General features: G+C 71.0%; 26 protein-coding genes. 15 read left to right on the top strand and 11 right to left on the bottom strand.

Annotated elements, in window-relative coordinates:
* The 3 genes from QM638_RS17940 to QM638_RS17950 all read left to right on the top strand — a co-directional run.
* Window positions 1–1,017: FecCD family ABC transporter permease (locus tag QM638_RS17940; RefSeq protein WP_415144138.1), on the top strand; the 1,017-nt coding region annotated here is incomplete at its 5' end.
* A gap of 130 nt (window positions 1,018–1,147) precedes the next feature.
* Complete coding sequence (locus QM638_RS17945) at window positions 1,148–1,957, top strand: PP2C family protein-serine/threonine phosphatase (RefSeq protein WP_415144140.1); 810 nt, start codon at window positions 1,148–1,150, stop codon at window positions 1,955–1,957.
* A 70-nt stretch (window positions 1,958–2,027) separates the two neighbouring features.
* Window positions 2,028–3,509, top strand: coding sequence for an NAD-dependent succinate-semialdehyde dehydrogenase (locus QM638_RS17950; RefSeq protein ID WP_415144142.1), 1,482 nt, complete (start codon window positions 2,028–2,030; stop codon window positions 3,507–3,509).
* Window positions 3,510–3,716: 207 nt separating this feature from the next.
* Here QM638_RS17950 and QM638_RS17955 read toward each other — a convergent pair whose 3' ends face one another.
* Window positions 3,717–6,830: a glycoside hydrolase family 3 C-terminal domain-containing protein gene (locus QM638_RS17955; RefSeq protein ID WP_415144144.1), complete on the bottom strand. Its 3,114-nt coding sequence runs from the start codon at window positions 6,828–6,830 to the stop codon at window positions 3,717–3,719.
* A 435-nt stretch (window positions 6,831–7,265) separates the two neighbouring features.
* Window positions 7,266–8,474: an ROK family protein gene (locus tag QM638_RS17960; protein WP_415144146.1), complete on the bottom strand. Its 1,209-nt coding sequence runs from the start codon at window positions 8,472–8,474 to the stop codon at window positions 7,266–7,268.
* A gap of 162 nt (window positions 8,475–8,636) precedes the next feature.
* Between QM638_RS17960 and QM638_RS17965 the strand changes: the two genes are divergently transcribed.
* Complete coding sequence (locus QM638_RS17965; protein ID WP_415144148.1) at window positions 8,637–8,864, top strand: hypothetical protein; 228 nt, start codon at window positions 8,637–8,639, stop codon at window positions 8,862–8,864.
* Complete coding sequence (locus QM638_RS17970; RefSeq protein ID WP_415144150.1) at window positions 8,843–8,998, top strand: hypothetical protein; 156 nt, start codon at window positions 8,843–8,845, stop codon at window positions 8,996–8,998. The genes QM638_RS17965 and QM638_RS17970 overlap by 22 nt, the downstream gene beginning before the upstream one ends.
* A 44-nt stretch (window positions 8,999–9,042) precedes the next feature.
* Here QM638_RS17970 and QM638_RS17975 read toward each other — a convergent pair whose 3' ends face one another.
* Window positions 9,043–9,654, bottom strand: a complete 612-nt coding sequence (locus QM638_RS17975) for a TetR/AcrR family transcriptional regulator (RefSeq protein ID WP_415144152.1) — start codon at window positions 9,652–9,654, stop codon at window positions 9,043–9,045.
* A 138-nt stretch (window positions 9,655–9,792) separates the two neighbouring features.
* Between QM638_RS17975 and QM638_RS17980 the strand changes: the two genes are divergently transcribed.
* From QM638_RS17980 to QM638_RS17995, 4 genes are all read left to right on the top strand, one after another.
* Window positions 9,793–10,581: an SDR family NAD(P)-dependent oxidoreductase gene (locus QM638_RS17980; protein WP_415144154.1), complete on the top strand. Its 789-nt coding sequence runs from the start codon at window positions 9,793–9,795 to the stop codon at window positions 10,579–10,581.
* Window position 10,582: 1 nt separating this feature from the next.
* Complete coding sequence (locus tag QM638_RS17985; protein WP_415144156.1) at window positions 10,583–11,707, top strand: DUF5938 domain-containing protein; 1,125 nt, start codon at window positions 10,583–10,585, stop codon at window positions 11,705–11,707.
* A gap of 4 nt (window positions 11,708–11,711) precedes the next feature.
* Complete coding sequence (locus tag QM638_RS17990) at window positions 11,712–13,277, top strand: acyl-CoA synthetase (RefSeq protein WP_415144158.1); 1,566 nt, start codon at window positions 11,712–11,714, stop codon at window positions 13,275–13,277.
* A gap of 199 nt (window positions 13,278–13,476) precedes the next feature.
* Window positions 13,477–14,454, top strand: coding sequence for a zinc-binding dehydrogenase (locus QM638_RS17995; RefSeq protein ID WP_415144160.1), 978 nt, complete (start codon window positions 13,477–13,479; stop codon window positions 14,452–14,454).
* A gap of 28 nt (window positions 14,455–14,482) precedes the next feature.
* On the opposite strand, the gene QM638_RS18000 is transcribed toward QM638_RS17995, so the two are convergent.
* Complete coding sequence (locus QM638_RS18000; protein WP_415144162.1) at window positions 14,483–15,376, bottom strand: NAD-dependent epimerase/dehydratase family protein; 894 nt, start codon at window positions 15,374–15,376, stop codon at window positions 14,483–14,485.
* A 95-nt stretch (window positions 15,377–15,471) separates the two neighbouring features.
* Here QM638_RS18000 and QM638_RS18005 point away from each other — a divergent pair, with 95 nt between their 5' ends.
* The gene (locus tag QM638_RS18005; RefSeq protein WP_415144164.1) at window positions 15,472–16,059 is read left to right on the top strand and encodes a TetR family transcriptional regulator; all 588 of its coding nucleotides are present in this window, start codon (window positions 15,472–15,474) and stop codon (window positions 16,057–16,059) included.
* A 91-nt stretch (window positions 16,060–16,150) separates the two neighbouring features.
* On the opposite strand, the gene tatA is transcribed toward QM638_RS18005, so the two are convergent.
* The 3 genes from tatA to QM638_RS18020 all read right to left on the bottom strand — a co-directional run bounded on the left by tatA (window position 16,151) and on the right by QM638_RS18020 (window position 17,233).
* Window positions 16,151–16,336 (bottom strand): twin-arginine translocase TatA/TatE family subunit, encoded by a 186-nt coding sequence (gene tatA, locus QM638_RS18010; RefSeq protein WP_415144166.1) that lies wholly within the window; start codon window positions 16,334–16,336, stop codon window positions 16,151–16,153.
* Window positions 16,337–16,415: 79 nt separating this feature from the next.
* A complete protein-coding gene (locus QM638_RS18015; protein WP_415144168.1) occupies window positions 16,416–16,859 on the bottom strand; it encodes a hypothetical protein in 444 nt (147 codons plus the stop codon).
* A gap of 86 nt (window positions 16,860–16,945) precedes the next feature.
* On the bottom strand, window positions 16,946–17,233 hold the full coding sequence (locus QM638_RS18020) for a DUF1905 domain-containing protein (RefSeq protein WP_415144169.1): 288 nt from the start codon (window positions 17,231–17,233) through the stop codon (window positions 16,946–16,948).
* A 76-nt stretch (window positions 17,234–17,309) separates the two neighbouring features.
* On the opposite strand from QM638_RS18020, the gene QM638_RS18025 reads away from it, so the two are divergent.
* On the top strand, window positions 17,310–18,191 hold the full coding sequence (locus QM638_RS18025; RefSeq protein ID WP_415144171.1) for an erythromycin esterase family protein: 882 nt from the start codon (window positions 17,310–17,312) through the stop codon (window positions 18,189–18,191).
* A 42-nt stretch (window positions 18,192–18,233) separates the two neighbouring features.
* On the opposite strand, the gene QM638_RS18030 is transcribed toward QM638_RS18025, so the two are convergent.
* The gene (locus QM638_RS18030) at window positions 18,234–18,815 is read right to left on the bottom strand and encodes a TetR/AcrR family transcriptional regulator (protein WP_415144173.1); all 582 of its coding nucleotides are present in this window, start codon (window positions 18,813–18,815) and stop codon (window positions 18,234–18,236) included.
* Between the two features lie 86 nt (window positions 18,816–18,901).
* Between QM638_RS18030 and QM638_RS18035 the strand changes: the two genes are divergently transcribed.
* The gene (locus QM638_RS18035; protein WP_415144175.1) at window positions 18,902–20,323 is read left to right on the top strand and encodes an MDR family MFS transporter; all 1,422 of its coding nucleotides are present in this window, start codon (window positions 18,902–18,904) and stop codon (window positions 20,321–20,323) included.
* Between the two features lie 23 nt (window positions 20,324–20,346).
* On the opposite strand, the gene QM638_RS18040 is transcribed toward QM638_RS18035, so the two are convergent.
* From QM638_RS18040 to QM638_RS18050, 3 genes are all read right to left on the bottom strand, one after another.
* Window positions 20,347–20,643, bottom strand: a complete 297-nt coding sequence (locus tag QM638_RS18040; protein WP_415144177.1) for a hypothetical protein — start codon at window positions 20,641–20,643, stop codon at window positions 20,347–20,349.
* 103 nt (window positions 20,644–20,746) lie between these two features.
* Window positions 20,747–21,739 (bottom strand): cyclase family protein, encoded by a 993-nt coding sequence (locus QM638_RS18045; protein ID WP_415144179.1) that lies wholly within the window; start codon window positions 21,737–21,739, stop codon window positions 20,747–20,749.
* A gap of 125 nt (window positions 21,740–21,864) precedes the next feature.
* Window positions 21,865–22,812, bottom strand: coding sequence for a fumarylacetoacetate hydrolase family protein (locus QM638_RS18050; protein ID WP_415144181.1), 948 nt, complete (start codon window positions 22,810–22,812; stop codon window positions 21,865–21,867).
* 261 nt (window positions 22,813–23,073) lie between these two features.
* Here QM638_RS18050 and QM638_RS18055 point away from each other — a divergent pair, with 261 nt between their 5' ends.
* The 3 genes from QM638_RS18055 to QM638_RS18065 form a co-directional block, all read left to right on the top strand.
* A complete protein-coding gene (locus QM638_RS18055; RefSeq protein WP_415144183.1) occupies window positions 23,074–23,535 on the top strand; it encodes a nitroreductase family protein in 462 nt (153 codons plus the stop codon).
* Between the two features lie 33 nt (window positions 23,536–23,568).
* Window positions 23,569–24,588 carry a MerR family transcriptional regulator gene (locus tag QM638_RS18060; protein WP_415144185.1) on the top strand — a complete coding sequence of 340 codons (1,020 nt, stop codon included), beginning with the start codon at window positions 23,569–23,571 and terminating at the stop codon, window positions 24,586–24,588.
* A partial coding sequence (locus QM638_RS18065) for an MFS transporter (protein WP_415144187.1) occupies window positions 24,585–25,403 on the top strand: 819 nt, incomplete at its 3' end. The genes QM638_RS18060 and QM638_RS18065, both read left to right, overlap by 4 nt.

The following is a 25,403-nucleotide window of genomic DNA, read 5'->3' on the forward strand; positions in this document are numbered from 1 at the left end:
ACGCCGGCCGCCGTACGCCGGCGGTCGCGGCGGCACCCGCGCTCGGCGCTGGTCGGCGTGCTGCTGCTCGTCGCCATCGTGGCGCTGGCCGGGGTGGCGCTGATGCTCGGCGACATCCGGGTCTCGCCGAGCGAGGTGGTCGCGGTGCTGACCGGCCACGACGACGGGCCGATGCGGATGGTCCTGCTGGACTGGCGGGCGCCCCGGGTCTGCGCCGCGGTGCTGTTCGGTGCCGCCCTCGGGGTCGGCGGTGCCGTCTTCCAGGGCATCACCGGCAACCCGCTCGGCAGCCCGGACGTGATCGGCCTGACCACCGGCTCGTTCACCGGCGTGGTGACGGTGCTCTGGGTCGGCGGCACCGGTGCCGCCGCGATCTCCGGTGGCGCGCTGGCCGGCGGCCTGCTGACCGCTGCCGGGATCTACCTGCTGGCCGCGCGAGGTGGGGTGAGCGGCTTCCGGTTCATCATCGTCGGGATCGCCGTCAACGCCTTCCTGACCAGCATCAACACCTGGTTCGCCACCAAGGTGGACGTCGATCTGGCGATGGAGGCCGCGGTCTGGGGTGCCGGCACGCTGGCGCTCGTCGACTGGTCGGCACTCCGGCTGGCGGCCGCCGTCCTTGCCGGTGTGGCGCTGCTGGTCCTGCCGGCCCAACGCACCCTGCGCCAGCTCGAACTGGGCGATGACCTCGCCGCCGGCCTCGGCATCCGGGTGGAGCGAGCGCGACTCGGACTGCTCACCCTCGGGGTGGTGTGCGTGGTGCTGGTCAGCGCCAGTGCCGGCCCGATCTCGTTCGTCGCCCTCGCCGCGCCGCACCTCGCCCGACGCCTGGCCGGCCGGGGTGCGCCGCTCTCGCTGCCGCTGGCCGGGCTGATGGGGGCGCTGCTGCTGCTCGCCGCCGACGTCGTGGCCCAGCACGCCGTACCGAACGTGATCCTCCCGGTCGGCGCGGTGACGGTGACCATCGGCGGCCTCTATCTGGTCTGGCTGCTGGCGATCGAGGCGCGCCGGCGCTGATCCGCGGCCATCCAGGCCTCCGCCGGGGGCAGGCGGCCGCCTGCCCGTCCGGATCGGTTTCACAGGCTCCTCCTAGCGACCGCCATGACGCGCGCGGCTACGCTGGAATTCTGAGAGGAGGTGCCCGACGATGCTGCGATTCAGCTATGGCGCGCGATCCGATGTCGGTCTGGTGCGCAGTCACAACGAGGACGCCGGCTTCGCCGGACCCTACCTCCAGCTCGTCGCCGACGGGGTCGGCGGTGCGGCCGCCGGCGAGGTCGCGGCGGCCACCACCGCCTACCTGGTCAGCGCGCTCACAGCGGCCTCCCCGGAGGCCGATCCGGTCCCGCTGCTCGCCGAGGCGGTGCGGTTGGCGCAGCACCAGCTCCAGGACGGCGTACGGCGAGAGCCCGAGCGCCACGGCATGGCGACCACGTTGGTGGCAGGGCTCGCCCGCCACGGCCGGGTGACGATGGTGCACATCGGCGACTCCCGCGGCTACCTGCTGCGCGACGGGGCGCTCATCCGGCTGACCCGCGACCACACCCTCGTGCAGTTGATGATCGACCAGGGCCGGCTGACACCGGACGAGGCCCGCACCAACCCGTACCGGTCGGTGGTGGTCAAGTCGGTCAACGCCGACCAGGAGCAGCCGCCGGACCTGTGGACCACCGAGCTCCGGGTCGGCGATCGGCTGCTGTTGTGCAGCGATGGGCTCAGCGACTTCGTCGAGGAGTCCGAGATCGCCACCCGGCTGGCCACCCCCGACCCCGACGAGGCCGCCGAGTCCCTGGTCGCCGCCGCGCTCGCCGCCGGTGGCCGGGACAACGTCACCTGCCTGGTCAGCGACCTGATCGACGGCCCGCCGATCTGCGCCGACGGACGCCTGCTCGGCGCGATGGCCAATCCGGAGCTGGTGATCGATCCGGCGGCGATCCGGCTCTCGCACTCCGCCTAGCCACGATGCCTGCGCGCGGTGGTCCCGCGCGCTGGGCGAGGTGACCGGCACCAGCTGCGGTGTACTGTCGATGGCACCCAGTGCCATCGACGACGCCGACACCGACGCCGCCATCCCCTCGACCAGGAGGTCACCGATGACCACCATCGAACAACCAGTCACCCACCCCGACGTCGACGTCGCGTCCCGGCAGTACCGCACCACCAATCCCGCCACCGGCGAGGTGCTCCGCGAGTTCCCGCGGGCCACCGACGAGGAGGCCGAGGCGATGCTGACCCGCGCGGACGCCGCCTACCGCAGCTGGCGGGCCACGCCGGTCGCCGAGCGGGTGATGCTCTTCAAGGCGCTCGCCGACCTGATCGACGCCAACGCCGACGAGCTCGCCCGGCTGACCACCACCGAGATGGGCAAGCCACTCGCCCAGTCCCGTGGCGAGGTCACGATGGCCTCCGGGATGTTCCGCTACTACGCCGAGTACGGCGAGGAGCTGCTCGCCGACGAGGAGGTCTCGGTGCCGGGCTTCAGCCGGGCGATCACCCGGCGGGAGCCGGTCGGCGTCGTCCTCGGCATCGAGCCGTGGAACGGCCCGATGTACCAGGCGATGCGTGCGACCGCGCCGAACCTGATGCTCGGCAACACCGTGCTGCTCAAGCCGTCGGAGATCTCCGCCGGATCGACGCTCTTCTTCGACAGCCTGTTCACCGACGCCGGCTTCCCCGAGGGCGTCTACCAGACCGCGCTGGTCTCCACCGACCAGGTCTCGACCTACATCGCCGATCCGCGCATCCGGGCCGTGACCCTCACCGGATCGGACCGGGCCGGGTCAGCGGTCGGCGAGCAGGCGGGCCGGCACATCAAGCCGGTGGTCCTGGAGCTCGGCGGCTCGGACGCCTTCGTCGTGCTCGACTCCGCCGACGTCGCCAAGGCCGCCGGCGTCGCGTCCGCCTGCCGGCTGGCGATCGGCGGACAGGTGTGCATCTCGCCCAAGCGGATGATCGTGGTCGACTCGGTGGCCGACGAGTTCATCGCGGCCTTCACCGAGGTGTTCGGCAACCAGGTGGTGGGTGACCCGTTCGACCCGGCCACCACCGTCGGACCGCTGTCCAGCGCCACCGCCGCCGACCACCTGCAGGCGCAGTACCAGGACGCCCTCGACAAGGGCGCCACCGTGCTGGTGCCCGGTGGGCGCGTCGACGGTCCGGGGGCGTTCTTCACGCCGGCGGCCATCACCGACATCACGCCGCAGATGCGGGTCTACACCGAGGAGGCCTTCGGTCCGCTGGCGATGATCTACCGGGTGCCGGACGCCGACGCCGCGGTCGAACTGGCCAACGGCTCGGTCTACGGCCTGGGCGGCACGGTGTACGGCGATCCCGACGAGGCCCGCGCGGTGGCGGAGCGGCTCGACACCGGTGGCGTCGGCATCAACCGCTATCTCGGCGCCCCGCTCGAGATCCCGTTCGGCGGCACCAAGCGCTCCGGCGTGGGACGCGAGCTGGGCCGCTCCGGGATGGATCAGTTCGCCAACATCAAGACCTACGGCATCGCCTGACCCACACCGTCCACTCACTCGCCGAGTCGGCGCATTTGTCACGCTGAGGATCGCCGAGTCGGCGCAAACGTCCCCGAGTCGCGGCCCGGACCCTTCCGCTGCCCCAGACGACCGGTGGTCGACAGACTCAGATCGAGCTGCAGTGGTCGGGCAACGTGGTGGTGAGGGTCGGACCAAGTACGTCGATGCCGACCCTCACCACCTCCCCTACCGAGCCACGCGCACCAACTCGGTCGTCCTGCTCGCCGCGAAGCCGGCGCCCGGCTTGTAGCTGCCGATGATCCGGTGGTTGCCGACGCCGATGAGCCTCAGGTGGACCGTGGCCTTGCCGTGCTTCAGGGTTGCCATCACGCTCTGCTTCCCGTCGCGTAGTGTGACCGCTCCCGTCGGTGTGGCGCCGGTCGCGGTGACGCTGACCTTGACTGCGATCTGCTGACCCGCCTTGGCCCGGCGCTCACCCCTGAGAGTCACGTGGGTCGTCGCCGCCTTCACCCGGACGCCCTTGGTGGTGACGGTCCCGTTGTCGTACCCGCTCTTGGTGGCGATGATCCGGACGCTGAGTGCGGCACCGAAGTCGGTGACGGTCTGCCGGTAGGTCGCCTTGGTCGCGCCCTTGATCGTGGTGCCGTTGCGGAGCCACTGGTAGCTGATCTTGACACTGGCCTGGTCCCAGGCCCCCGAACTGGCGTGGAGCGTCTGCCCCACCCGATGCGCACCGGTCACCTTCGGTGCGGTGGTGGCGACCAGGTTGCCCTTGTTGACCGTCACCTTGGCGGTGAGTTCCGCTGTACTGGCGTCGCTGTTGACGCTCACGCTGCGAGTTCCCAACGCCTTCGTCCAGGCGTCGTTCTCGCTCGACCAGTACTGCAATTGTCGGGGCCGCACATGGATCCTGGTCTGCTGCTGTTCGCCCGCCTTCAGGGTGATGCGCTTGAACGCCGCCAACGCGGTCGGGGCGAACTGGGCGTCACCGTTGTCTCCATCGGGCGCGCCGAGGTAGACCTGTGGCGTGACATCGCCCGCGACCTTGCCGGTGTTCTTGACCGCGAATGAGACGTCGAGGCCACCGTCCTCCGTCTTGGCGACCTTCAAACCGCGGTAGGAGAAGGTGGTGTAGGAGAGGCCGTAGCCGAAGGAGTAGAGCGGGGTCTCGCCCTCCGCGGCGAAGTGTCGGTACCCGATGTTGACTCCCTCGGAGTAGGTCGTCACCGGACACGTCCACGGCGCAAGGATGGTGCCGCTGCCGGACGGGCAGGACTCACCGACGCCCGCGGAGGACCGCTCAGGATGGTCCGGGTCGTGGGACACCTCTTGGTCGATGGACTTGGCCCAAGTGACCGGCAGCCGGCCGCCTGGATTGACATTCCCGAGGAGCACGTCAGCCGTGGCGTACCCACCACGGTCACCTGGGAACCACATGTCCAACACGCCGGCGACATCATCGAGCCACGACATCGCGATCGGCTGGTTGTTGTTCAGCACGACCACAGTGTTGGGGTTGACCGCCGCGACATCCTCGATGAGCTGGTCCTGGCTCTCCGGGAGTGCGTCCTCCAGGTTGCCCTCCTGAGTCGTATAGGCGAAGACGACTGCCGTCTGGGCACTGGCCGCCGCATCGACCGCAGCGTCGTGATTGGTCTGCTGCTGCGATGGAGTCACCCAGGAGAGTCGCATCTGCACCGGGTCGTCGGACTCATCGACGGTGTTCGACAACGTCAGGTCGTGCTCGCCCGCGGTCAGAGTGACCTGGTAGCGGAAGTTGGCGAGGTTGTCGGTCGTGGGCGCCGGGCCGTTGCCTTCGTTGGCATGCAGTGTGCCGTAGCGCGCGCTTCCGCTGCCGCCGAACGACTGGTCGTCGATCTTCAGACTGGCACTGGCACTGCCCAGGATGCCGACGTTGATCCAGTAGGTGCCGTCCTCAGGGACGGTCAGCGTCCCGGTCCAGGTAGAGGTGCTGCCGGCCGGAAGGGCGTTGTCACGCGCGACGGTGTCCCAGACCTGATCGTCAACCTGGGTGCCGTCGAGACCGCTCGTGGTCCGCGCAAGCCCGGCCACGGTGTTCCCGTTGTCATCCTGGTGCGAGAGTGCCGAGGCCGGGATGGTCTTGCCGGTCAGGTCGTCGCCGACCGCGTAGGTCAGGTCGGCGGTCGCACCGATCTTCTGCTTCAGAACCTGATAGGTGCCGGTCTGCTCCTCGGCAATGCCACCGGACTTCTCACCGGTGCCATAGGTTGCGATGGTCTGACCGGCCCCCGGTCCGATCAGGGCGACGTTGCCGTCGTCGTTCAGCGGTAGCACGTCGTCGTTCTTCAACAGGGTCGCCGACTCACTCGCGGTCTGCTGAATGACCTTGTTGTCGTAGACCCGGTCCTCGCCGGTCACGTTGTGCTTCGGGGCGTGGTCGAGCAGCCCGAATCGGTCATAGGTGAAGAGGATCCGGCCGACCGCTTGGTTGACGGTGGCCATGGTGACCTCGCCGTCGGCGATCGCTGCCTTCAGGTTGGTCTTGGAGAAGTAGCTGCCGCCCGGCATCTCCATGTCCAGCCCGGTGTTGATGTCGGTGGTGGCGTGGGTGCCGCCCCAGTCGGAGGTGACGAAACCGGTGAAGCCGACCTGGTCGCGCAACACGGTGGTCAGCATCTCGGAGTTACCGCACGAACTGTACTTCTTGTCGGTGTTCTGCCCGACGTTGACGGCGCCGTACGCGCACATCATGGAGGAGACACCGGCATCGGAGGCATCGGCGAACGGCGCGAGGTAGACCTCGTGCAGGGTCTGCTCGTCGACCTCGACGTTATTGCCTCCGTCGTAGGCGATGTAGTGCTTGGCCTGTGCCATGGTGCCGGTGCTCTGGATGCCCTTGATGGCCGCGGCACCCATCTGCCCGGTCAGGTAAGGATCCTCACCGTAAGTGTTCCAGGTACGGTCACCGGAGGTGTCGCGGTCCATGTTGATGAACGGCTCGAGTACGACATCCTGCCCGAGCGCGTCTGCGTCCTTGCCGACCACGGTGCCGTCGGCCTCGATCTGATCGGTGTCGAACGTCGCTGCCTGGCCCATCTCGGAGACATGTCCGGTCGAGTTCTCCTTCGTCACCACACCCGGGGGGCCGTCGGCAAGCGTCAATGACGGGATACCGAGCCGCGGAATGCCGGGCAGGTAGCCGGCCTGGCTCTGGTTCTCATCGCCGCCCACGCTCGAGACCGACTGCCCGGTCAGCAACGTGAGCTTCTCATCCAGCGACATCTTGGCGAGCAGGGCGTCAACCTTGGCGTCGCTGGTGACCGACGAGACACTTGCACTCGACTGCGCTCCCTCCACCGCAGAAGCGGCCACACCGGGTGAAGCGACCGCTGGGCCGCCTGTCGAGGCGACCATGCCGAGCACCGTGGCCACAGCGACTGTGGCAGCGGCACAGGCGACGAGCCTGGGACGTGTTGACATCTAGACAACCTTTCGTGAGCCCTCGAAGGGCGGGCAAGCACACGGACCCACCGCTGGGCCACGAGACGTCGCAGCGCATGGCCGAGCCGCCGTGCGGGCAGCACGACAGCGGCCATGGCGAGACCCCGGTGCCCGAGCAACGCGCTCCGACAGATCACGGGCCAGCGGTGTACGCCGACTCTAGAGTGACGTGAATCATGCGTCAATGAGTCAGAAAAAATTCCATTCAAAGACTTTTTATGACTCGGATGGGCTTAATTGCACGAATGGCCCACCTGACGGGACCACCAGACGAACCTGATCGACTCCTCGTCAGGCCCGGCTGGCAAGCAGCCCACGGAGGAGCACGAAGCCGCCCATCACGTCGGCGTCGGGTCCCAGAGCCCCCAGCGCCAGCGTGGTCGACTCACCCACCAGGCGACCGGCGCGGGCCTCGATCTCACCCGCCAAGGACGCGATCACCCGAGCGCCGACGACTTCGTCGAGGCCCGCCAGAACGATGGCGTCCGGGTTGAGCCAGACACAGAGATCACCGATCACCCGGCCCAGGTAACGCACCGAGGTGAGCAGGTCGGCGAGCACGTTGGAGTCGCCGAAGGCGGCGCGAGCGAAGACGTCACCGAGACGCGCCGGGGCGTCCCGCAGAGTTCCTGGTGCCGTGAGCGCTGTCGTCGCCAGGACCGCAGCCAGACATCCCCTTCGGCCACACAGACACGGTGGGCCGTCCTCCGCCACGCTCACATGCGCGATCTCCCCGGCCATGCCCGCCGCACCGCGGAAGAGGCGGCCGTTGATCACCAGGCCCGCGCCAACACCGTCGACGAGTTTGACCACCAACACTCCGCTCGCACCGGCGCCAGCGCCGAAGTGGACCTCACCCAACGCCATCAGGTTTGCGTCGTTCTCGGCCACCGCGGGCACGCCGAAACGCTCCCGCAACGTGACGGCGGGATCTCCGCGCATCCAATCCGGCAGGCCGCCGGTCCCCACGATCGTGGCGACCTGCTCCTCCAATTCGCTCGCCCCAGTCAGGCCGATCCCGGGGACATAGGCACCAGGCATCCCGAACGCGATTGCCGACACTTCGGCCGCGTATCCGCCCCCTAGATCCGCGACGGCCTCGTCGAGTAGTCCGGCACCGACGCTGATCGGGTCGGACTCACGGCTCAGCGAGTCGAACGGCGTACGACGCTCGGCAACAACCTCACCTTCATGAGTCAGGACCACCGCTCGCAACTCGCTGTGCGAGAGACCGAGGAACCCGACAATCTCGACATCTCCAGCGAAGGTCACCAGTGCCGGCGGACGGCCGCGGCCGGCGGTCGAGCGCGGCTCGGTCTCCCGCAGCTCACCGTGATCCAGCAGGGTCTGGACCGTGCGAGCGACGGTGGATCGCGCCAGGCCGGTCCGCTCGATCAGCTCGGCCCGAGAGAGCGGTCCGTGCGCGGTCAGCGCCGAACGCACCGCGCGCACCGCCTTGGCACTCGGCGAGACGACCGCCCCGGTATCGCCCCTGACCACCGACCTACCGTAACTCGCCGTGCTGAGTGCTCCCGAGTCGGTGGAGCTCCGACGTCGGTCGCCACGCTGGCCGCTCGGACGCCTCCAGCTGACCCTGGCAATCGGGGGCCAGCGTTCGATCCTCGGTGACGCCGCCACGGACGGACCTGCTTTGATCATCCGATGCGACGGCCGATCCGAGTCATGCTGGTGGTGGCAATCCTCATCGACGTTGCCTATTGGACAATCTGGTTCACCGACCGGCCGGTCCTGGCAAGCGGGACCACCGACGCCTACTACCAGTTCGAGAACGCGTTCCCGCTCGCCGACGCGTGGCTGGGGCTGGCCTGCCTGCTAGCGCTGATCGCGCTCATCGATCGTCGGCCAGGATGGACCTGCTCTACGGCCTAGCGAACGGAGTCCTCTTCCGCGGTGGAAGCGGGACCGTCGAGGCGGGCATCGTGCTCCTCACCGATGTGTTCTCGGTGACCGTGTTGAGCTATGCCTGGCGGCGCCAGTTCGCGCTGCTTGTCGGCAACGCTTGAGGACGTCGCCCACGGACCGGCCGGGACCGGCTTCATCACCGGACTCAGCCCAACAGCAGCGGCATGATCTCGTGCACCTGGGCGCGCATCTGCGACAGCGCCTCCCTGCGGCCGCCGAGGTGCCCGAGCAGGCCCTGCTGGAAGATCCCGTCGAGCAGTCCGTAGGCGAGGTTGCTCGACATCGCCGGCGGGCGACCCGACAGCTCGCCGTACGTCGTCACCACCCGCCAGATCATCTCCTCGAGCGTCTTGTCGATGCCGAGCACGGCGTCTCGCAGCGACTCCTCGAACAGGCTCTGTGCGCGCAGGTCGTACCAGAGGCGGTGCATCGGCGCCTCCTCACGGATGGTCTCGACCAGCTTGTCCGCGAAGCCCTCGACCAGCTCGGCTGCGGACGTCGAGTCCGCGATCACGCCGTCGAAGCGGTGCACGCAGACGGCCTTGTACTGCCGGACGCAGTAGACGATCAGCTCGAGCTTGTCGTGGAAGTAGTAGTGCACGACGCCATGGGAGAACTCGGAGTTGTTCGCGATCTCGCGCAGGCTCGCCCGCGCATAGCCGAGCTCGCCGAGGGTGCGCAATGCCGATTCGCCGAGAGCGCGACGGCGCTCCTCGTGCTTGTCGGCCGGCGTACGGCGCTCGGCAACGGTGGTCATGACGCCAGAGACTACTCCCGTCCGGCACGGTTTTGACGAGTGTCCAGATTTTTCTTGACAACTGTCAGGGGAAGTCTGGACACTCGTCAAGTCACCGATGTGGCGCGTGTCACCCACCTGTCGACAGAGGAGTCCGACATGACCGACCTCGATCTGGACGGCCGTACGGCGGTCATCACCGGCGGCGCACAGGGCCTCGGTGAGGGCATGGCCAGCGCGCTCGCCGCCGCCGGTGCGCGGGTGGTGATCGCCGACCTCAACGCCGAGCGCGGCCTGGCCGTGGCCGAGTCGGTGGCCGGGGAGTTCGTCGACCACGACGTCACCGACGAGGTCTCCTGGCAGACCACCCTGACCCGCGCCGTGGAGGCCACCGGCCGGCTCGACGTGGTGGTCAACAACGCCGGGATCGAGATCTCCAGCCTGGTCGTCGACCTCGACCCGAACGACGTACGCCGGATGCTCGAGGTCAACGTGCTCGGCACCGCGCTGGGGCTCAAACACGCCTTCCGCGCGATGCGGCCGGGCGGCCTCGCGGGTGGGGGCGGGGTGGTGATCAACGTCGCCTCGGTCGCCGCGACCATCGCCTTCCCGGCGATCTCGGTCTACTCGGCCAGCAAGTCGGCGATCGACCGGCTCACCCGGGTGGCGGCCGCCGAGAGCGGCAGGCTGGGGTACGGCGTCCGGGTGAACTCGATCTATCCCGGCCTGGTGCCGACCGAGATGGGCGCCGGCCTGGCCGCCGACGTCGCCCGGCTCGGGCTGTTCGGCTCGCCCGAGGAGGCCGTGCAGGCGGTGGTCGCCCTGACCCCGTCGGGCCGCCTCGGCACCGTCGAGGACATGGCCGCGGCGGTGGCCTTCCTCGCCTCCGACCGGGCGCAGTTCATCAACGGGGTCGGCCTGCCGGTCGACGGTGGGATGGGGATGTGAGATGACCAAGCCCGTCGTCGTCTACGGTGCCTCCGGCTACACCGGCCGGCTGATCTGCGAATACCTCCGCGAGTTCGGCGTACCCTTCCTCGCCGCCGGCCGCGATGCCACCAAGCTGCAGGACTCGATGGCCTCCCACGTGCCGGGCATCGAGACGGCCGACTACGAGGTGGCCGAGACCGAGCACAGCGTGGCAGCGCTCACCGAGCTCTTCACCGGCGCCTCGGTGGTCTGCAACACCGTCGGCCCGTTCAGCGCCCACGGACCCGAGGTGGTCGAGGCCTGCCTCGCCGCCGGCGTGCACTACCTCGACACCACCGGCGAGCAGGACTGGCTGGTGACCTGCCAGGAGCGGTACGGCGCCGACTTCGCCGCAGCCGGACTGATGCTGTGCCCCGGGCTCGCCCAGATGTACACCACCGGGGAGATCGCCGCCGAGCTCTGCCTGGAGAGGCCCGGCCTGGACACCCTCGACATCGCGGTCTTCTGGGGCGGCTCACCGACCATCGCCTCCACCCGCACCATCCTGGTCAACGCCGCGACCTCGACGGCGCACTACCTGGAGCAGAACGCCTACGTCGAGTTCGACCCGAACCAGGGCCTGGTGCCGCTGGTGGTGCCCGGCCAGCACGAGCTGGCCCAGTCCCTGCCGTGGGGCGGCACCTCGCACCCGGTCTGGTATCGCAACGATCCGCGGGTGGCCAACTGCAAGGCCCAGGGCGGCGTCTTCAACGCCGCCCTGATGCGCGGCGTGCCACAGATCGTCGCCGCGGCGCTGGAGGCGACCAAGGACATGGACGCCGCCGCCCGGGACCGGGCGCTGACCGAGACCGCGGCGCAGGTGATGAACGTGATGCCGCCCCGGGAGAACGCCCGGCTGAACAAGTCGCTGGACTCGGTGCACGCCTCCGGACCGCTGGGACGGGCGCACTGTGTCATCCACGGCAACCAGAACTACAAGCAGACCGGGCTGTTACAGGCCTACGCCGCCTACGCACTCCTGCAGCAGCCGCCACGCCGGGCCGGGTTCGTCTCGGGTTGCAAGGCGTTCGGGCATCGCGAGCTGCTCGGTCAGCTGCGCGCCTTCGGGCTGGTCTGCGAGCCGGTGCTGACCGTCGAGGGCTGAGCCGATGCGTCTCGTCGACTATCTGGACAAGGGAGCGTCGCTGGGCGACGAGGCCCCGTGCCTGGTGTGCGACGAGGTCACCTGGAGCTATGCCGAGGTGCGCGACCTCGCCGGCCGGATCGCCTCGGCGCTGCATGCCCGGGGAGTCGCGGCCGGCGACAAGGTGGCGATCCTGTCGGCGAACGACCCGGTGGCCTTCACCTGCGTGTTCGGGACCAGTCGAGCCGGGGCGGTCTGGTGCCCGATCAACCCACGTAACGAGGCCGCCGAGAACGCCGAGCTGCTCGACCTGTTCGAGTGCGGGACGCTGATCTTCCAGTCCGCCTTCGCCGCCCTGGTCGAGGCGATCCGCGGCGATCTGCCGCGACTGCGCACGCTGGTCTGCCTGGACGCCGACCTGGGCTGGGCCCTCTCCTGGGCGGACTTCCTCGGTGGCGGCACCGAGGTGGTCGACGCGCCCGCGGCCGACGACCTGGCGATGATCGTCGGCACCGGCGGCACCACCGGCCGGCCCAAGGGCGTGATGCTGACCGGCACCAACCTGGAGACGATGAGCGCCATCACCCTGATGAGCTATCCGTGGCCCGCCGCACCGAGCCGGCCGACGTACCTCGCGCTGGCGCCTCTGACCCACGCCGCCGGGGTGCTCTGCTTCCCGGTGCTGTGTCGCGGCGGGTCGATCGTGGTGCTGCGTCGGCCGGACGTCGGCGAGTTCCTGGCCGCGATCGGGCGGCACCGGGTCACCCACACCTTCCTGCCGCCGACGCTGATCTACATGGTGCTGGACCATCCCGATCTGACGCGGGCCGACCTGTCCTCGCTGCGCTGCTTCTGGTACGGCGCGGCGCCGATGTCGTCGCGCCGGCTGGCCGAGGCGCTGGACCGGATCGGACCGGTGATGGCCCAGCTGTTCGGCCAGACCGAGGCACCGATGATGATCTCCACCCTGTCCCCGGCCGAGCACTTCGCCGCCGACGGATCGATCGCCACCCGGCGGCTGTCGTCGGCCGGGCGCCCCTCCCCGCTGGTCACGGTCGCGGTGATGGACGGCGACGGGTCGATCGTCGGTGCGGGCGAGCGCGGCGAGATCGTGGTGCGCGGCTCGCTGGTGATGCGCGGCTACTTCAAGAACCCGGCGGCGAACGCGGAGGCGAGCGCGCACGGCTGGCACCACACCGGCGACATCGGCTACCTGGACGCCGACGGCCTCCTCTACATCGTCGATCGAGCCAAGGACATGGTGATCACCGGGGGTTTCAACGTCTATTCCACCGAGGTCGAGCAGGCGCTGATGGCGCACCCGGCGGTCGCGGACTGCGCGGTGGTCGGGCTGCCGGACGAGAAGTGGGGCGAACGCGTCACGGCCGTGCTGCAGCTGCGTCCCGGCGAGTCGGCCGACGCGGTCGATCCCGACCAGGTCATCGGGTTCGTGAAGGCACGGATCGGCAGTGTGAAGGCCCCCAAGCAGGTCGAGATCTGGCCCGATCTGCCTCGCTCGAAGTTGGGCAAGGTCCTCAAGACGGAGATCAAACACGAGCTGCTCGGCCGCGCGCGTCAGATCCCAGGCTGACGTGCGCGGCCGGGCGACCCAGGGCTCGACTCGGCGCCGGTCCTCCCGAGTCGAGCCGGCTGGCCCCGGCGACACCCCCTGTCACCGGGGCCAGCCGCGGGGATCCGGACAGGCCCGGATGAGGGCGACGTAGGCTCCGGGGCGAGCGTCGTCCGTCGGGCGGCGTGGCGACACACCGACCATCGGCCGAGGAGCAGCGATGAAGGCAGTCACGCACGAGGCGTTCGGGGAGCCGAGCCAGGTGCTCGAGGTCACGGAGCTTCCACTGCCCGAGCCCGGCCCGGGGCAGGTCCGGATCCGTACGCTGCTGGCCGCGATCCATCACCACGACCTGTGGACCGTCCGCGGCACCTACGGTGTCAAGCCGGAGCTGCCCGCCCGGGCCGGCACCGAGGCCGTCGGGATCATCGACGCGCTCGGCGACGACGTGCGCGGGTTCGAGGTCGGCCAGCGGGTGGCGACCGGTGGCACCTTCGGCGCGTGGGCCGAGCAGTTCCTCGCCAAGGCCGGTGCCCTGATCCCGGTCCCCGACGACCTGCCCGACCAGACCGCCGCGCAGCTGGTGTCGATGCCGTTCAGCGCGATCACCCTGGTCGACTTCCTCGGCGCCGGCCCGGGCGAGTGGGTCGTGCAGAACGCCGCCAACGGTGCCGTCGGGCGGATGGTCGCCCAACTCGCCGGCGCGCGCGGGATCAACGTGATCGGACTCGTCCGCCGCGCCGCCGGCATCGGCGAGCTCGCCGACCAGGGGGTCGATCACGTCGTCGCCACCGACGGCGACGGCTGGCGGGACCGGGTGGACGAGCTCACCGGCGGGGCGCCGATCGTGGCCGGGGTCGACTCGGTCGGCGGCCGGGCCAGCGGCGACGTGCTCTCCCTGCTCACCGACGGCGGCACTCTCGTCGCCTTCGGCGCGATGGACTCCCCCACCATGCAGATCTCCTCCGGCGACGTGATCTTCAAGCAGGCGGTGGTCAAGGGGTTCTGGGGGAGCAAGGTCAGCGCCGCGATGAGCGCCGAGCAGCGCCGCGCACTCTTCGCCGAGCTGGTCGAGCGGATCGCCACCGGTGCGCTGACCCTCCCGGTCGACGCGATCTATCCGTTCTCCGAGATTCGTACGGCGGCCGCCAAGAGCCTCGAGCCGGGCCGGCGCGGCAAGGTGCTGCTGCGCCCCTGACCCCTGGGCTCGATGTCGGGGCGCGGGGTCAACGGCCGGGATAGACCCCGGCGGCGATGTCCTCGAACAACGTCGGACCGGTGGGCGCCCAGCCGAGGGTCTCACGGGTGATCTGGTTGCTCGCCGAGGCCTCCGAGCCGAAGAAGTGTCCGATCCAGCCGAAGTGGGCGGCGGCGGCCTCCGGCGCCACCGAGACCACGGGCAGGCCCAGGTGGGCACCGAGCGCGGCGGCGATGTCGCGCGAGGCGATCGCCTCCTCACCCACGGCATGCATCCGCGAGCCCGCCGGAGCCCGGTCGAGGGCCAGGCGCACCAGGCGCGCGGCATCGCTGCGGTGCACGGCCGCCCAGCTCGTCGTCCCCTCGCCGACGTAGCCGGCCGCACCGCGCTCGACCGCGATCGCCGCCAGCCGGGCGGTGAACCCGCCGTCGCCGACGCCATGCACCGTCGGTGCGAAGCGAATGGCCACCGGGCGTACGCCGCGCTCGGCATAGGAGAGCGCCAGGTTCTCACCGCCGCCGCGCATCGAGTCCGGACCCTCGAACGGCGAGGCCTGCTCCTCGGTCAGCCGTCCGCCCTGACCCGAGGCGAGGCCGGAGGCGAACAGGAACGGCCGGCCGGTGCCCTCCAACGCTCCGAGCATGGCCAGGAGGGCGGCGCGCTCGGTGCGACCGGCGGCCGCGAAGTCGTCGAAGTCGTGCTTGAACGCGAGATGGACCACCGCGTCGGCCGTCGCGGCCGCGACGGCGAGCGAGTCGGGGTCCTCGAGGTCTCCTCGGTGGACGGTGGCTCCCGCGGCCGCCAGCGCCGCGGCCGAGGAGTCGGAGCGGGCGAGACCCACGACCTTGTGATCGTGGGCGATCAGCTCGTGGGTGACGGCGGAGCCGATCCAGCCGGAGGCACCGGTGACGAAGACGCGCATGTCGATTCCCTTTCAGTCCGATCAGTCATCATGTCAGTGACTGACATCGACTGTACTACGGTGATGCCAGTCGCTGTCATCAATAGACTGCGGACATGGGTCGATGGGTGCCCGGCGCGCGGGGCCGGATGGCGGAGGCCGCCGCCGAGCTCTTCGCCGAGCGCGGCTTCGAGGAGACCACCGCCGGCGACATCGCCGCACGGGCCGGCGTCACCGAGCGCACCTTCTTCCGACACTTCACCGACAAGCGCGAGGTCCTCTTCGACGGCTCGGAGGCGATGGAGCGGGCGGTGCGGGAGGCGATCGCCGGCGCCGACCCCGACGCGGCACCGCTCGCCGCCGCGCTCACCGGGGTTCGCGCGGCCGTCGGGCTGCTCGACCAGATCCGGGACCATGCGGTTCGCCGCGCGGCGATCATCGCCAGCGCACCGAGCCTGCAGGAACGCGAGCTGCTCAAGCTCGCCCTGATGGCCGACTACATCAACCAGGCCCTCCAGCAGCGGGGCGTAGCCGAGCCGACGGCGGCGCTCGCGGCGCAGAGCGCGATCACCGTCTTCCAGACGGCCTTCACCCGTTGGATCGCGGCGTCCGGCTCGCCCCGGCTCTCGGACACGCTCGACGAGGTCGCCGAGGAGCTCCGCGAGCTCACCCGCCGACGGCCTCGCGGAGCGGACAGGCGCTGACGGCACACCCGATCCTCGACCGTGCACCGGCGGATGACGCACCCGGCATCGCTCGCCACCGGGTGCCGGCCGAGCGACCAGCGGACCGGGGTCAGGCGTCCTCGGTGCGCTTCTGCGCGGCCTCGTCGGCGTCGACCGCCCGCATCTCGGCGCGGAAGATCCGTACGCTCTGGCCGGCACCGCGGGCGAGCTCGGGCAGCTTCTTGCCGCCGAAGACCAGCACCACGATGGCCAGGATGACGAGCAGATGCTCGGGCTCGATCACATTGCGAATCACGGGGACCTACCTTCGCGGACGACATGACGCGGGACGACGTGACACACCAGAGTATGCCTCGGCCCCGGGTGAGCCCGGGCTATCGGCCCAGCTTCCAGACGCCCGGCCCTCCCTTGGTCATCAGCCCTTCTCCGATCATCGCCTGGCGAGCCCGACGGGCGGCGTACCGCCAGCGCAGCTCGCCCTCCGGCGTCCGCTCCCGGTCACCGGGACGGAGCAGATCGCCCACCCGCGTCTCGAGCTCGACGAAGAACTGCTCGTTCTCCATCTCGCCGCCGGCCTCGGCGAGCAGCTCGAGGATCGCCGGGCGGAACTCCTCGGGCCGGGTCCACTTGCGCGGCGCCGACCGGGTCACCGGCCCGGCGGACGCAGCCGCCCGCTTGCGCGGCTTCGGGGTGGTCGACGGCTTGGCGGACCGCGCTCGGGCGGTCGTGGCCGGGGCCACCGGCGGTGGCCGTCGTCCGTGCACGCACTGTGACGTCGGCAGGTCGCACAGCTCGCAGTAGTCCTCGCTCGTACCCATCGGGGATCACGGTAGCCGCCCCCACCGGCGACGACCACGTGGGACCGGGCCGGTCCCGCGGCGTGCGCTGACCTCTCGGGGCGTGTTCAGCGTGCGGCGAGATCCAGCTCGGCGCTCAGCTGCTGGCCGACCTCGATCCCCTCGGCATGCCGTACGGCGGCCTTGAGCGGGAGCAGGTAGCTGCCGTCCTTGGGGAACAGGGCGGTGGTGAAGTCGGTGGCACCGATCCGGGCGACGACGGCGACCTGGCCCCAGTACTCCAGGCCGCGGGCCGCCTCCTTGATGTCCGCACTCTCCTCCTCGCCGATGAGGAGGAAGACGTACGGCGCCGGACCGCGCCACTCGATCACCGGACCACCGAGAGTGAACTCCACGAGTCAGTCCTAACCGCCCGGAGCGCCCCTCGTCCAGACGTCGGCGCCCGGTTGCGGGTGCTCCTAAGGTGGCCGGGTGCCCACCCCACGACCCGACGGCGCGTTCGCCGCACTGGTGAACGACCTCGCGGAGCGCTCCCGCATCCTCGGATGGTCCGAGGGGATCCACCTGCGCACCGAGTACCTGACGGTCCGCGACGCGGTGATCAGGCAGCTGGTCGAGCGGGACCTGATCCGGGTGATCGCCGCGGAGAGCAACTTCGCCGCCTCCCGCGCCACCGACGCCTACCTGCGCGGCGAGCAGGCCGCGACGCCATCGGTGGCCGCGATCTGCGGAGTGTGGTCGTGGGCCGGCCGGCCGCTGGCTGCGAACCGGTCGCTGCTGGCATGGCTGCGTGCGGTCAACGCCACCCGGCCACCCGCGGCACGGGTGCGCTTCTACGGCCTCGACATGTACGGCGCCCCGCCCGACCTCGCGCCGGTGCCGGAGGAGGACCGCGCCCATGCCGAGCGGCTGCGCCGCTGGCGGGGCGAGCACGAGGCGGCGGGTGGGGACCACCGCGACCTCGCCGTACGCGACGACGCCCAGTTCGCCTCCCTGACCGAGGTCGCGGCCAGGCATCCCGAGGACCGGATCCTGGTCTTCGAGCAGACCGGACACCTCGATCCACGGGCACACGGCTCGCTCGGTGCGCGGCTGCGCTCCGGGGAGCTCGGCCCGGTGCGGCTCGTCGGGGCGCTGTGGCGCGACGGGGATCCGACCGTGCGCTTTCCGCTGGGCGAGTACGCGCCGCTGAGCCACTGGCTGGAGGATCACCCCGAGCGCCTGCTCCCGGCACCAGCCGGCACCGGCGTCCTCGACCTGCGCGAGCCTGCCGAGGTCGATCTCCTCCGCGAGACGGCGACCGCGTTCGACGCGGTGCTCTACGCCCCCCGGCTCAGCATCGCGGAGGGCTGAGCGGCCACCGATCCGGCCTCGATCCAGCGTGATCAGCTGCGATCAGCCGCGAAGCAGCGGCAGCACGATGTCGTCCACGATCTCCTCGATGACCTCCTCGGGGACCTGGGTGAGGGTCATCAACGCCTCGTGCCGGCAGAGGTCGAAGGCGAGGCTGCGGATCCGCGGGGTGGCCCGGACCGGATCCACCTCGCCGCGCTCGATCGCCCGGTCGACGACGGCGTCCATCGGCGAGGGCCGATCGCGGAGCATGGTGGCACGCAGGTCGGCGGGGGTGGTGCCGGTCTCCTGGAAGTAGCCACCCAGATACGAGCTGAGCAGCGTCATCACGCCGACCCGGTGCTCATTGGCGAAGCGGAGGACGGCGAGGAGGTCGCCGCGCAGGCTGCCGGTGTCGGGCGGGGTCATCGGATCGGCCCGGAGCATCCGGTCGACCGCCGCACGAACCAGCTCCGGCTTGCTCGCCCAGCGCCGGTAGATGACCGGCCGGCTGGTGCCCGCGCGCTGGGCGACCGAGTCGATCGTCAGGCCGGCGTAGCCGTGCGCGACGAGCTCGTCCCAGGCCGCGTCCAGCAGTGCGTCCTCGAGCTCGGCGCCGCGGCGTCGCCTGTTCTTAAGATCCACTTGTGCATCCTATCTCGGCGGGCTACGCTGCCATAAGAAACGTTCCTGTATCTAATGGAGGCGGCGTGGTCGAGCGGACAGACCCCGTGGGCGCACCAGCGACATCGGAGACGTCAGCGACGTCGGTCGCGCCGATCGACCCCGAGCTCAAGCGGCTGGCGATCGCCGTCGTCGCCGGCGCCATCGCGGTCATCCTGGACACCACCATCGTCAGCGTCGGGATCCACCAACTCGGTGAATCGCTGAACGCCTCGGTGCCGACCATCCAGTGGGTGAGCACCGCCTACCTGCTGGCGATGTTCGTGACCATCCCGCTGACCGGCTGGGCACAGAGCAGACTGGGCAGCAAACGCCTGTGGCTGCTCGCGCTGAGCGTCTTCATGCTCGGCTCCATGCTGTGCGCGCTCGCCTGGAATGCGGAGAGCCTGATCGCCTTCCGTGCCGTCCAGGGCCTTGGCGGCGGGGTACTGATGCCGCTGATGACGACCGTGCTCATGCAGGCGGCACAGGGACGCAACCTCGGTCGGCTGATGGCGACGGTGAGCCTGCCGGCGGCCCTCGGCCCGATCCTCGGACCGGTGCTGGGCGGGGTCATCTTGAACTACCTCTCCTGGCAGTGGCTCTTCCTGATCAACGTCCCGCTCGGCGTGGTCGGCCTGATGCTGGCGATCCGCTTCTTCCCGGCGGGCGAGCCCGGCCGGCCGGTCCGCCTCGACCTGGTCGGGCTGCTGCTCGTCTCGCCCGGTGTCGTCGGCGTGATCTACGGACTCTCCCGGGCCGCCGGCGGGGGTGGGTTCGGACAGGCGCGGGTGCCGCTGCTGACCGGGCTGGCGCTGATCGGGCTCTTCGGGTGGCGGGCGCTGCGGCGCGGCACGGCCGCGCTGATCGACGTACGCCTCTTCCGGCACCGCGCACTCACCGCGTCCGCCGCGCTGCTCTTCCTCACCGGCGCGGTGCTGTACGGCGCCATGTTCCTGCTGCCGCTCTACTGGCAGCAGGTCCGGGGTGAGGACGCCCTGGGTGCCGGGCTGCTGTTGATCCCGCAGGGCATCGGCGCGCTGGCCTCGCGCACCCTGGCCGGCCGACTGACCGACACGATCGGCGGACGCTGGGTGGCCGCCGCCGGGTTCGCGGTGCTGGCCCTCGCCACGGTCCCGTTCGCGCTCGCGACCGCGCACACCAGCACGATCCTGCTGATGGCCGTCCTGCTGGTCCGCGGGTTCGGTCTGGGCGCCGTCATGATTCCGCTGATGACCGGCGCCTACCTCGGCCTGGAGCGTGCGGAGATGCCGGACGCGAGCACCATCACCCGGATCGCGCAGCAGCTCGGCGGGTCGTTCGGTGTCGCGGTGCTGGCGGTGATCCTCGCCGACGCCGCCGGTGACGCGTCCTCGCTCGCCGCTCTCGCCGACGCCTTCGACCGGTCGTTCTGGTGGGCGACGGCCTTCACCGCACTCGCCGCCGTGCTGTCACTGCTGATCCCGACGCGACGCACCGACGAGCCCTGATCGCCCATCACCGCGCGGTCCGGCTACGACGTCTCGACGGATCTGACCCGCATGATCTCGGTGCGATCGATGACGGCGTCACGGACCGCGGCGTTCGCGGTGCGCCGCGGATCGGCCAGATAGGAGTCCAGCGCCGCCTCGTCGGGAAGCTCGATCACCTGGACCTCCACGGGACCCGCGGATCCGTCGACGCGGCGCACCCGCGAGACGAGCCGGGCGCCGTGGTCGCCGAGCAGGGCGAGGACGCCATCCTCGTACGCCGAGAGGGCCTCGTCCTGACCCGGGCGCGGCCACAACATCACGCACAAGGTCAGCGGCATGACTCGACCCTACGGTCCCGACGGCCTGCCGGATCCACCGCTCCCCGGCCGTGGCACACCACCAACCGAGGCGAACACCCGGCCCGCACCGGCCCGCACCGGCTCAGCGCACCGCGATCGGATTGACCGGCGACCCGACGGCACCGGTGATCGGCAGCGGGGCGGCGGTGAGGAAGAAGTCGTAGACCCCGTCGGCCGCGCACGCGGCGGCGAGCGCGTCCGGATCCCACATCTCGCCGAGGAAGAGCCCCATGTTCGGGATGGCGACCTGGTGCAGCGGCTGGAAGGCGACGTCGAACTCGTTCGGCCGGACCTCGAAGCCCCAGGTGTCGGTGGCGATCGCGGCGATCTCGGTCTCGTGCAGCCAGGGCGCGGTGGTGAACGACAGGCCCGGGGCCGGTCCTCCGGCGTACTCCCCCCAGCCCTCGCGTCGCGCCCGGCTGAGCTGCCCGGTGCGGACCACGACGATGTCGCCGCGCCCCACCCGCGCCGACTCTCCCTGGACGGCGATGGTCCGCTCCAGGTCCTCGGTGGTGATCGCATAGCCGTCCGGGAGCTCGCCCGCCTCGTCACCGCTCGCCGCGCCGACCACTCGCCCGACGTCGAGCAGCACGCCGCGACCGACGACCACGTCGGCCACCTTCTCGATGCCGGTGACCAGGTCCCCGTCGCTGGTCACGACCCTCTCCGCCGGCCGCCCGTTCCAGGCCCGCCCGTGGTCGAAGATGTGGCCCAGCCCGTCCCACTGGGTCGAGCACTGCAGCGGCATCGCGATCACGTCGTCCGCGCCACCGATGCCGTGCGGGAAGCCCTGGTTGCCCAGCGCGGCATCGCTGCCGGTGTCGAGCATCGTGTGCACCGGATTGGTCCGGCGGCGCCAGCCACGCTGCGGACCGTCCATGTCGAAGGACTGCGCCAGCGAGAACGACTCACCGGTCCGGATCAGCCCGGCCGCCTCGCGTCGCTTGGCCGCATCGATGAGGTTCATCGTCCCGCGTACGTCGTCCTCGCCCCAACGCCCGACGTTCGACACCCTCGCGACCATCGCCGCGACGGCACCCTCGGGGTCGGTGCGGTCCAGCTCGGCCGGACTCACCGTCGGCCCCGCCCTGTGCGCGTGTCCGGCGTCGTCCGTCCTCCCGGCATCACACCGGGGTTGCCTACCTGGTGGCCGGGAGAGTGCTCGAACATGCGTGGTCGTCCTTGGCTCGGGGATGGGGGTCAGCCGCGGCGGAACGGCGGGAGCGCCGGCGCGGGAGGGGCCTGGGTGACGGTGTTGCTCAGGGTGCCGAGGACGTCGACCTCGATCCGGACCACGTCGCCGACCTGCAGCGGTGGCGGGGTCCGCTCACCGCGTCGTCCCCAGAACTCGGCCAGGCAGCCGTCGCCGGTGGTGCCGGAGCCGAGCACGTCGCCGCTGGTCACCAGGCTGTCGCGGGAGGCGTAGGCGATCATCGCGGCGAAGCTCCAGCCCATGTGGGTCAGCCGGTCGCGACCGATCTCGACGTCGTTGACGCTCACCGTGCAGCCGAGGTCGAGGAGGCCGTCGGCGTCACGGTGGGACTCGACCTCGTCGGCGGTGACCAGGAACGGGCCCAGGCCGGTGGCGAAGTCCTTGCCCTTGGCGGGACCCAGCCCGACCTGCATCTCCCGGCCCTGCAGGTCGCGCGCGGAGAAGTCGTTCATGATCGTGTAGCCGAAGATGTGCTCCTCGGCCTGCGCGACGCTGAGCGAGCGCCCGTCGCCGCTGACCACGACCGCGACCTCGAGCTCGAAGTCGCGGTCCCGGCACTCGTGCGGGAAGGCCACCTCCGCGTCGGGTCCGACGATCGCGTGCGGGTTGGTGAAGTAGAACGCCGGGGCGTCGTACCACGCCGCGGGGACGCCGTTGGCGCGGTCGATGCTGCGCCGTACCCCCTCCACGTGGGCCTCGAAGGCCACGAAGTCCCGCACCGAGGCCGGCTCCAGCGGAGCCAGAAGTCGTACGTCGTCGAGCGCGATGCCCGGCGCGGCGAGAGCGGTCCGGCCGAGCTCGGCCGCGGCGGCGAGGCCACGGTCGACGACCTCGCGCATGGAGAGCCCCTCGGGGAGCGGATGGATGCGGTCGCCGGCCACCACGCCGGTGCGCGGTCCGACCGCATCGGGGCCGCTGAAGGTCGCCAGTCTCATCCGTGCGCCATCCGGACGGAGCACGGAACGGCCCCCGGTCGGGGTCGTTGAGCGCGGGCGCGACGGACGGGACGTACGGCGGACATCGGGCTACCTCCGGGAGATGCGGACAGCAGTCACTGTGGCCGAAGAGCGGGTCCCAGGGGAAGCGGGGACTTCCCGATGGCGAACATCGACGGGACGGATAGCCCGGCCGGCGAACTCCGTCGCCACCGGCGGCCCCGATCGGAATGCCGCGGGTCGGCACGCGGTTGCCGGGACATGGACCGCCCAGCCGAGCTGACCTCGTTCGCGGCGACCAGGTTCAGCCCGATGCGGTTCGATCCGCACCACCAGGTCACCGGCCGGCAGGTCGAGACACTGCTGCGGGCGGCCGGCCGGGCACCCTCGGCCGGCAACGCCCAGCCGTGGGCCTTCGTCGCCGGACGTCGTGGCGACCAGGTGCACGCCCGGTTGGTGCGGCACCTCGCCCGCAGCTCGGCGAGCTGGGCTCCGCAGGCCGGCCTGCTGCTGGCCAACCTGTCCCAGCAGCTGGTCGAAGGCACCGACCGGGAGTTCGGCGTGCCACCGCACTGGGAGGTGACCACGATGGCGGCGGTCGGCCTCCCGGCGGCCGGCGCCGCGTCGTACCCCGGGACGACCCGCGAACGCCGCCCGCTGGCGGAGATCGTCTGGCCGGCCCGACCCGCGACCGAGCATGCCGCGACCGCACCCGGGGCTTGACCTTCGAGTCACTTCAAGCCTCAGGCTGAGGGCATGGACCAACCGCTGTTGACGATCGGCGCCTTCGCTCGCGCCGTCCGGCTGGCACCGAGCGCGTTGCGCTACTACGACGAGTGTGGCCTGCTGCGACCGGCCGAGGTCGACGACGCCACCGGGTATCGGTACTACACCCCCGAGCTCGCCGGCCGCGCCCGAGCGGTGACCCAGATGCGGGATGCCGGCATGTCGATCGAGGCGATGCGGATGGTGCTCGACGGCGGCCCCGAGGAGCGGCGCGAGGTGCTGCGCCAGGTGCTCGCCGAGCAGGAGGAGCTGACCGCGCGTCGCACCGCGATGATCGAGGAGCTGCTCGCCGGCGACACCGGCGAGACCGGCACCGTCACCGTCGACGGGGGTGAGCTGGCCGCAGCCATCCGCCAGGTGCGGGCCGCCACCGACACCGACCCGACCTCACCGCTGTCGGGCGTCCTCCTCGACGCGTCACTGGGGGCCCTCGACGTGGTGGCCACCAACAGGTACTGGATGGCGATCCGGACCCTGCCCACCGCGCCCGCCGATGCCGCCCGGGCGGTGCTGTCACCGACGAACGCGAGCCGGCTGAGCGCGCTCCTCGACCACCACGACCGGGTCACGCTCGAGCTCGCGTCCACCCGGATCCGGGTCGAGGAGGAGGAGCTCCTCGCGCGCGAGACCGCCTACCCGGCGCATCGGATGCTGCTCGCCGGCCTGCCGCCGGCCACCACCCGTGTCGTCGCGCCGCGTGCCGAGCTGGTCGCGGCGATCGAGGCGGTCCGGCACGCCGAGTTCGACCTCGCGGTCCTGCCCGGCGGTGTGCGCGTCGGCGACCGGGAGATCCCCGCCCCGACCGAGGGGCCGGGGATGTCGCTGCGTCTGGGCGCGGCGCTCACCATCCGCGCCGTCGAGTGCGCGCTCGGCCCCGAGATCGTGCTTCGGCTCACCTCGGGTACGCGACCGGTGCGGGTGACCTCGCCGTACCAGTCCGGGTTCCTCGCGCTCGTCATGCCGATCGCCCGCACAGCGGACGAGCGGTGACCCCGGCCGCACGGCGCAACGCGGCGGTGTGGGCGGCCAGCGCAGCGCTCTCCGCGCTCGGGGACACGATGACCTTCTTCGCGCTGGCCTGGGCGGCCTCGAGTCACGGTCCCGGCGCGGCCAGCCTCGTGCTCACCATCGGCTCGGCTCCGCTGTGCCTGCTCATCCTCGTGGGCGGTCTGGTCGCCGACCGGTGCGGTGTCCGGGCCGTGATGGTCTGCTGCGACCTGGCGATGGCGGCGGTGATGGGCGCCTTCGCCGTCGGCGCCCTGTGGTCGGCACCGGTCTGGGCGCTGGCGGTCGTCTCGTTCGCCAGCGGTGCCGCGGCGGGCGTACGACGACCGGCCGCCGGCGTGTTCCCGCGGCTGTTCGCCCGCGACGACGAGCTGACCCGGTTGATGGCGACCATGACCCTGCTCACGCAGGTCGCACAGATGACCGGCCCGGTCCTCGGTGGGGTGCTCCTCGACCTGGGCGGTCTGCCGTGCACCTCCGGGATCGACGCCGTCTCGTTCGCCCTGGTCGGTCTGGTGCTGATCGCGGTGCGACCGCCGTTGACGCCATCGGTCGAGCGCGCGACGGTCGGCTGGGCGTCCCGGCTCCGTGAGGCGGTCGCGGCCGCACGCACCCGTCGCGGGGTGACACCCACGCTGATAGCCGTCTTCGGGTTGGCGGTCACGATCCTTCCGCTGGTCGAGCTGTGTGTCCCGCTCGCCGGGCACGCCCACGGCTGGGGCGCCGGCCGCACCGGACTGGTCGGCGCGGCCTGGCCGGTCGGCGGCATCGCGGTGGTGACGGTGGTCCGGCGACGCGGC

It is taken from the genome of Nocardioides sp. (assembly GCF_047606145.1).
GTDB lineage: Bacteria > Actinomycetota > Actinomycetes > Propionibacteriales > Nocardioidaceae > Nocardioides.

Excerpts from the sequence above, each read along its gene's own strand:
- QM638_RS17945 (WP_415144140.1), top strand. The coding sequence starts at position 1,148 with ATGCTGCGATTCAGCTATGGCGCGCGATCCGATGTCGGTCTGGTGCGC.
- QM638_RS17950 (WP_415144142.1), top strand. The coding sequence starts at position 2,028 with ATGGCACCCAGTGCCATCGACGACGCCGACACCGACGCCGCCATCCCC.
- QM638_RS17965 (WP_415144148.1), top strand. The coding sequence starts at position 8,637 with ATGCGACGGCCGATCCGAGTCATGCTGGTGGTGGCAATCCTCATCGAC.
- QM638_RS17970 (WP_415144150.1), top strand. The coding sequence starts at position 8,843 with ATGGACCTGCTCTACGGCCTAGCGAACGGAGTCCTCTTCCGCGGTGGA.
- QM638_RS17975 (WP_415144152.1), bottom strand. The coding sequence starts at position 9,654 with ATGACCACCGTTGCCGAGCGCCGTACGCCGGCCGACAAGCACGAGGAG.
- QM638_RS17980 (WP_415144154.1), top strand. The coding sequence starts at position 9,793 with ATGACCGACCTCGATCTGGACGGCCGTACGGCGGTCATCACCGGCGGC.
- QM638_RS17985 (WP_415144156.1), top strand. The coding sequence starts at position 10,583 with ATGACCAAGCCCGTCGTCGTCTACGGTGCCTCCGGCTACACCGGCCGG.
- QM638_RS17990 (WP_415144158.1), top strand. The coding sequence starts at position 11,712 with ATGCGTCTCGTCGACTATCTGGACAAGGGAGCGTCGCTGGGCGACGAG.
- QM638_RS17995 (WP_415144160.1), top strand. The coding sequence starts at position 13,477 with ATGAAGGCAGTCACGCACGAGGCGTTCGGGGAGCCGAGCCAGGTGCTC.
- QM638_RS18000 (WP_415144162.1), bottom strand. The coding sequence starts at position 15,376 with ATGCGCGTCTTCGTCACCGGTGCCTCCGGCTGGATCGGCTCCGCCGTC.
- QM638_RS18005 (WP_415144164.1), top strand. The coding sequence starts at position 15,472 with ATGGGTCGATGGGTGCCCGGCGCGCGGGGCCGGATGGCGGAGGCCGCC.
- QM638_RS18015 (WP_415144168.1), bottom strand. The coding sequence starts at position 16,859 with ATGGGTACGAGCGAGGACTACTGCGAGCTGTGCGACCTGCCGACGTCA.
- QM638_RS18040 (WP_415144177.1), bottom strand. The coding sequence starts at position 20,643 with ATGCCGCTGACCTTGTGCGTGATGTTGTGGCCGCGCCCGGGTCAGGAC.
- QM638_RS18050 (WP_415144181.1), bottom strand. The coding sequence starts at position 22,812 with ATGAGACTGGCGACCTTCAGCGGCCCCGATGCGGTCGGACCGCGCACC.
- QM638_RS18055 (WP_415144183.1), top strand. The coding sequence starts at position 23,074 with ATGGACCGCCCAGCCGAGCTGACCTCGTTCGCGGCGACCAGGTTCAGC.
- QM638_RS18060 (WP_415144185.1), top strand. The coding sequence starts at position 23,569 with ATGGACCAACCGCTGTTGACGATCGGCGCCTTCGCTCGCGCCGTCCGG.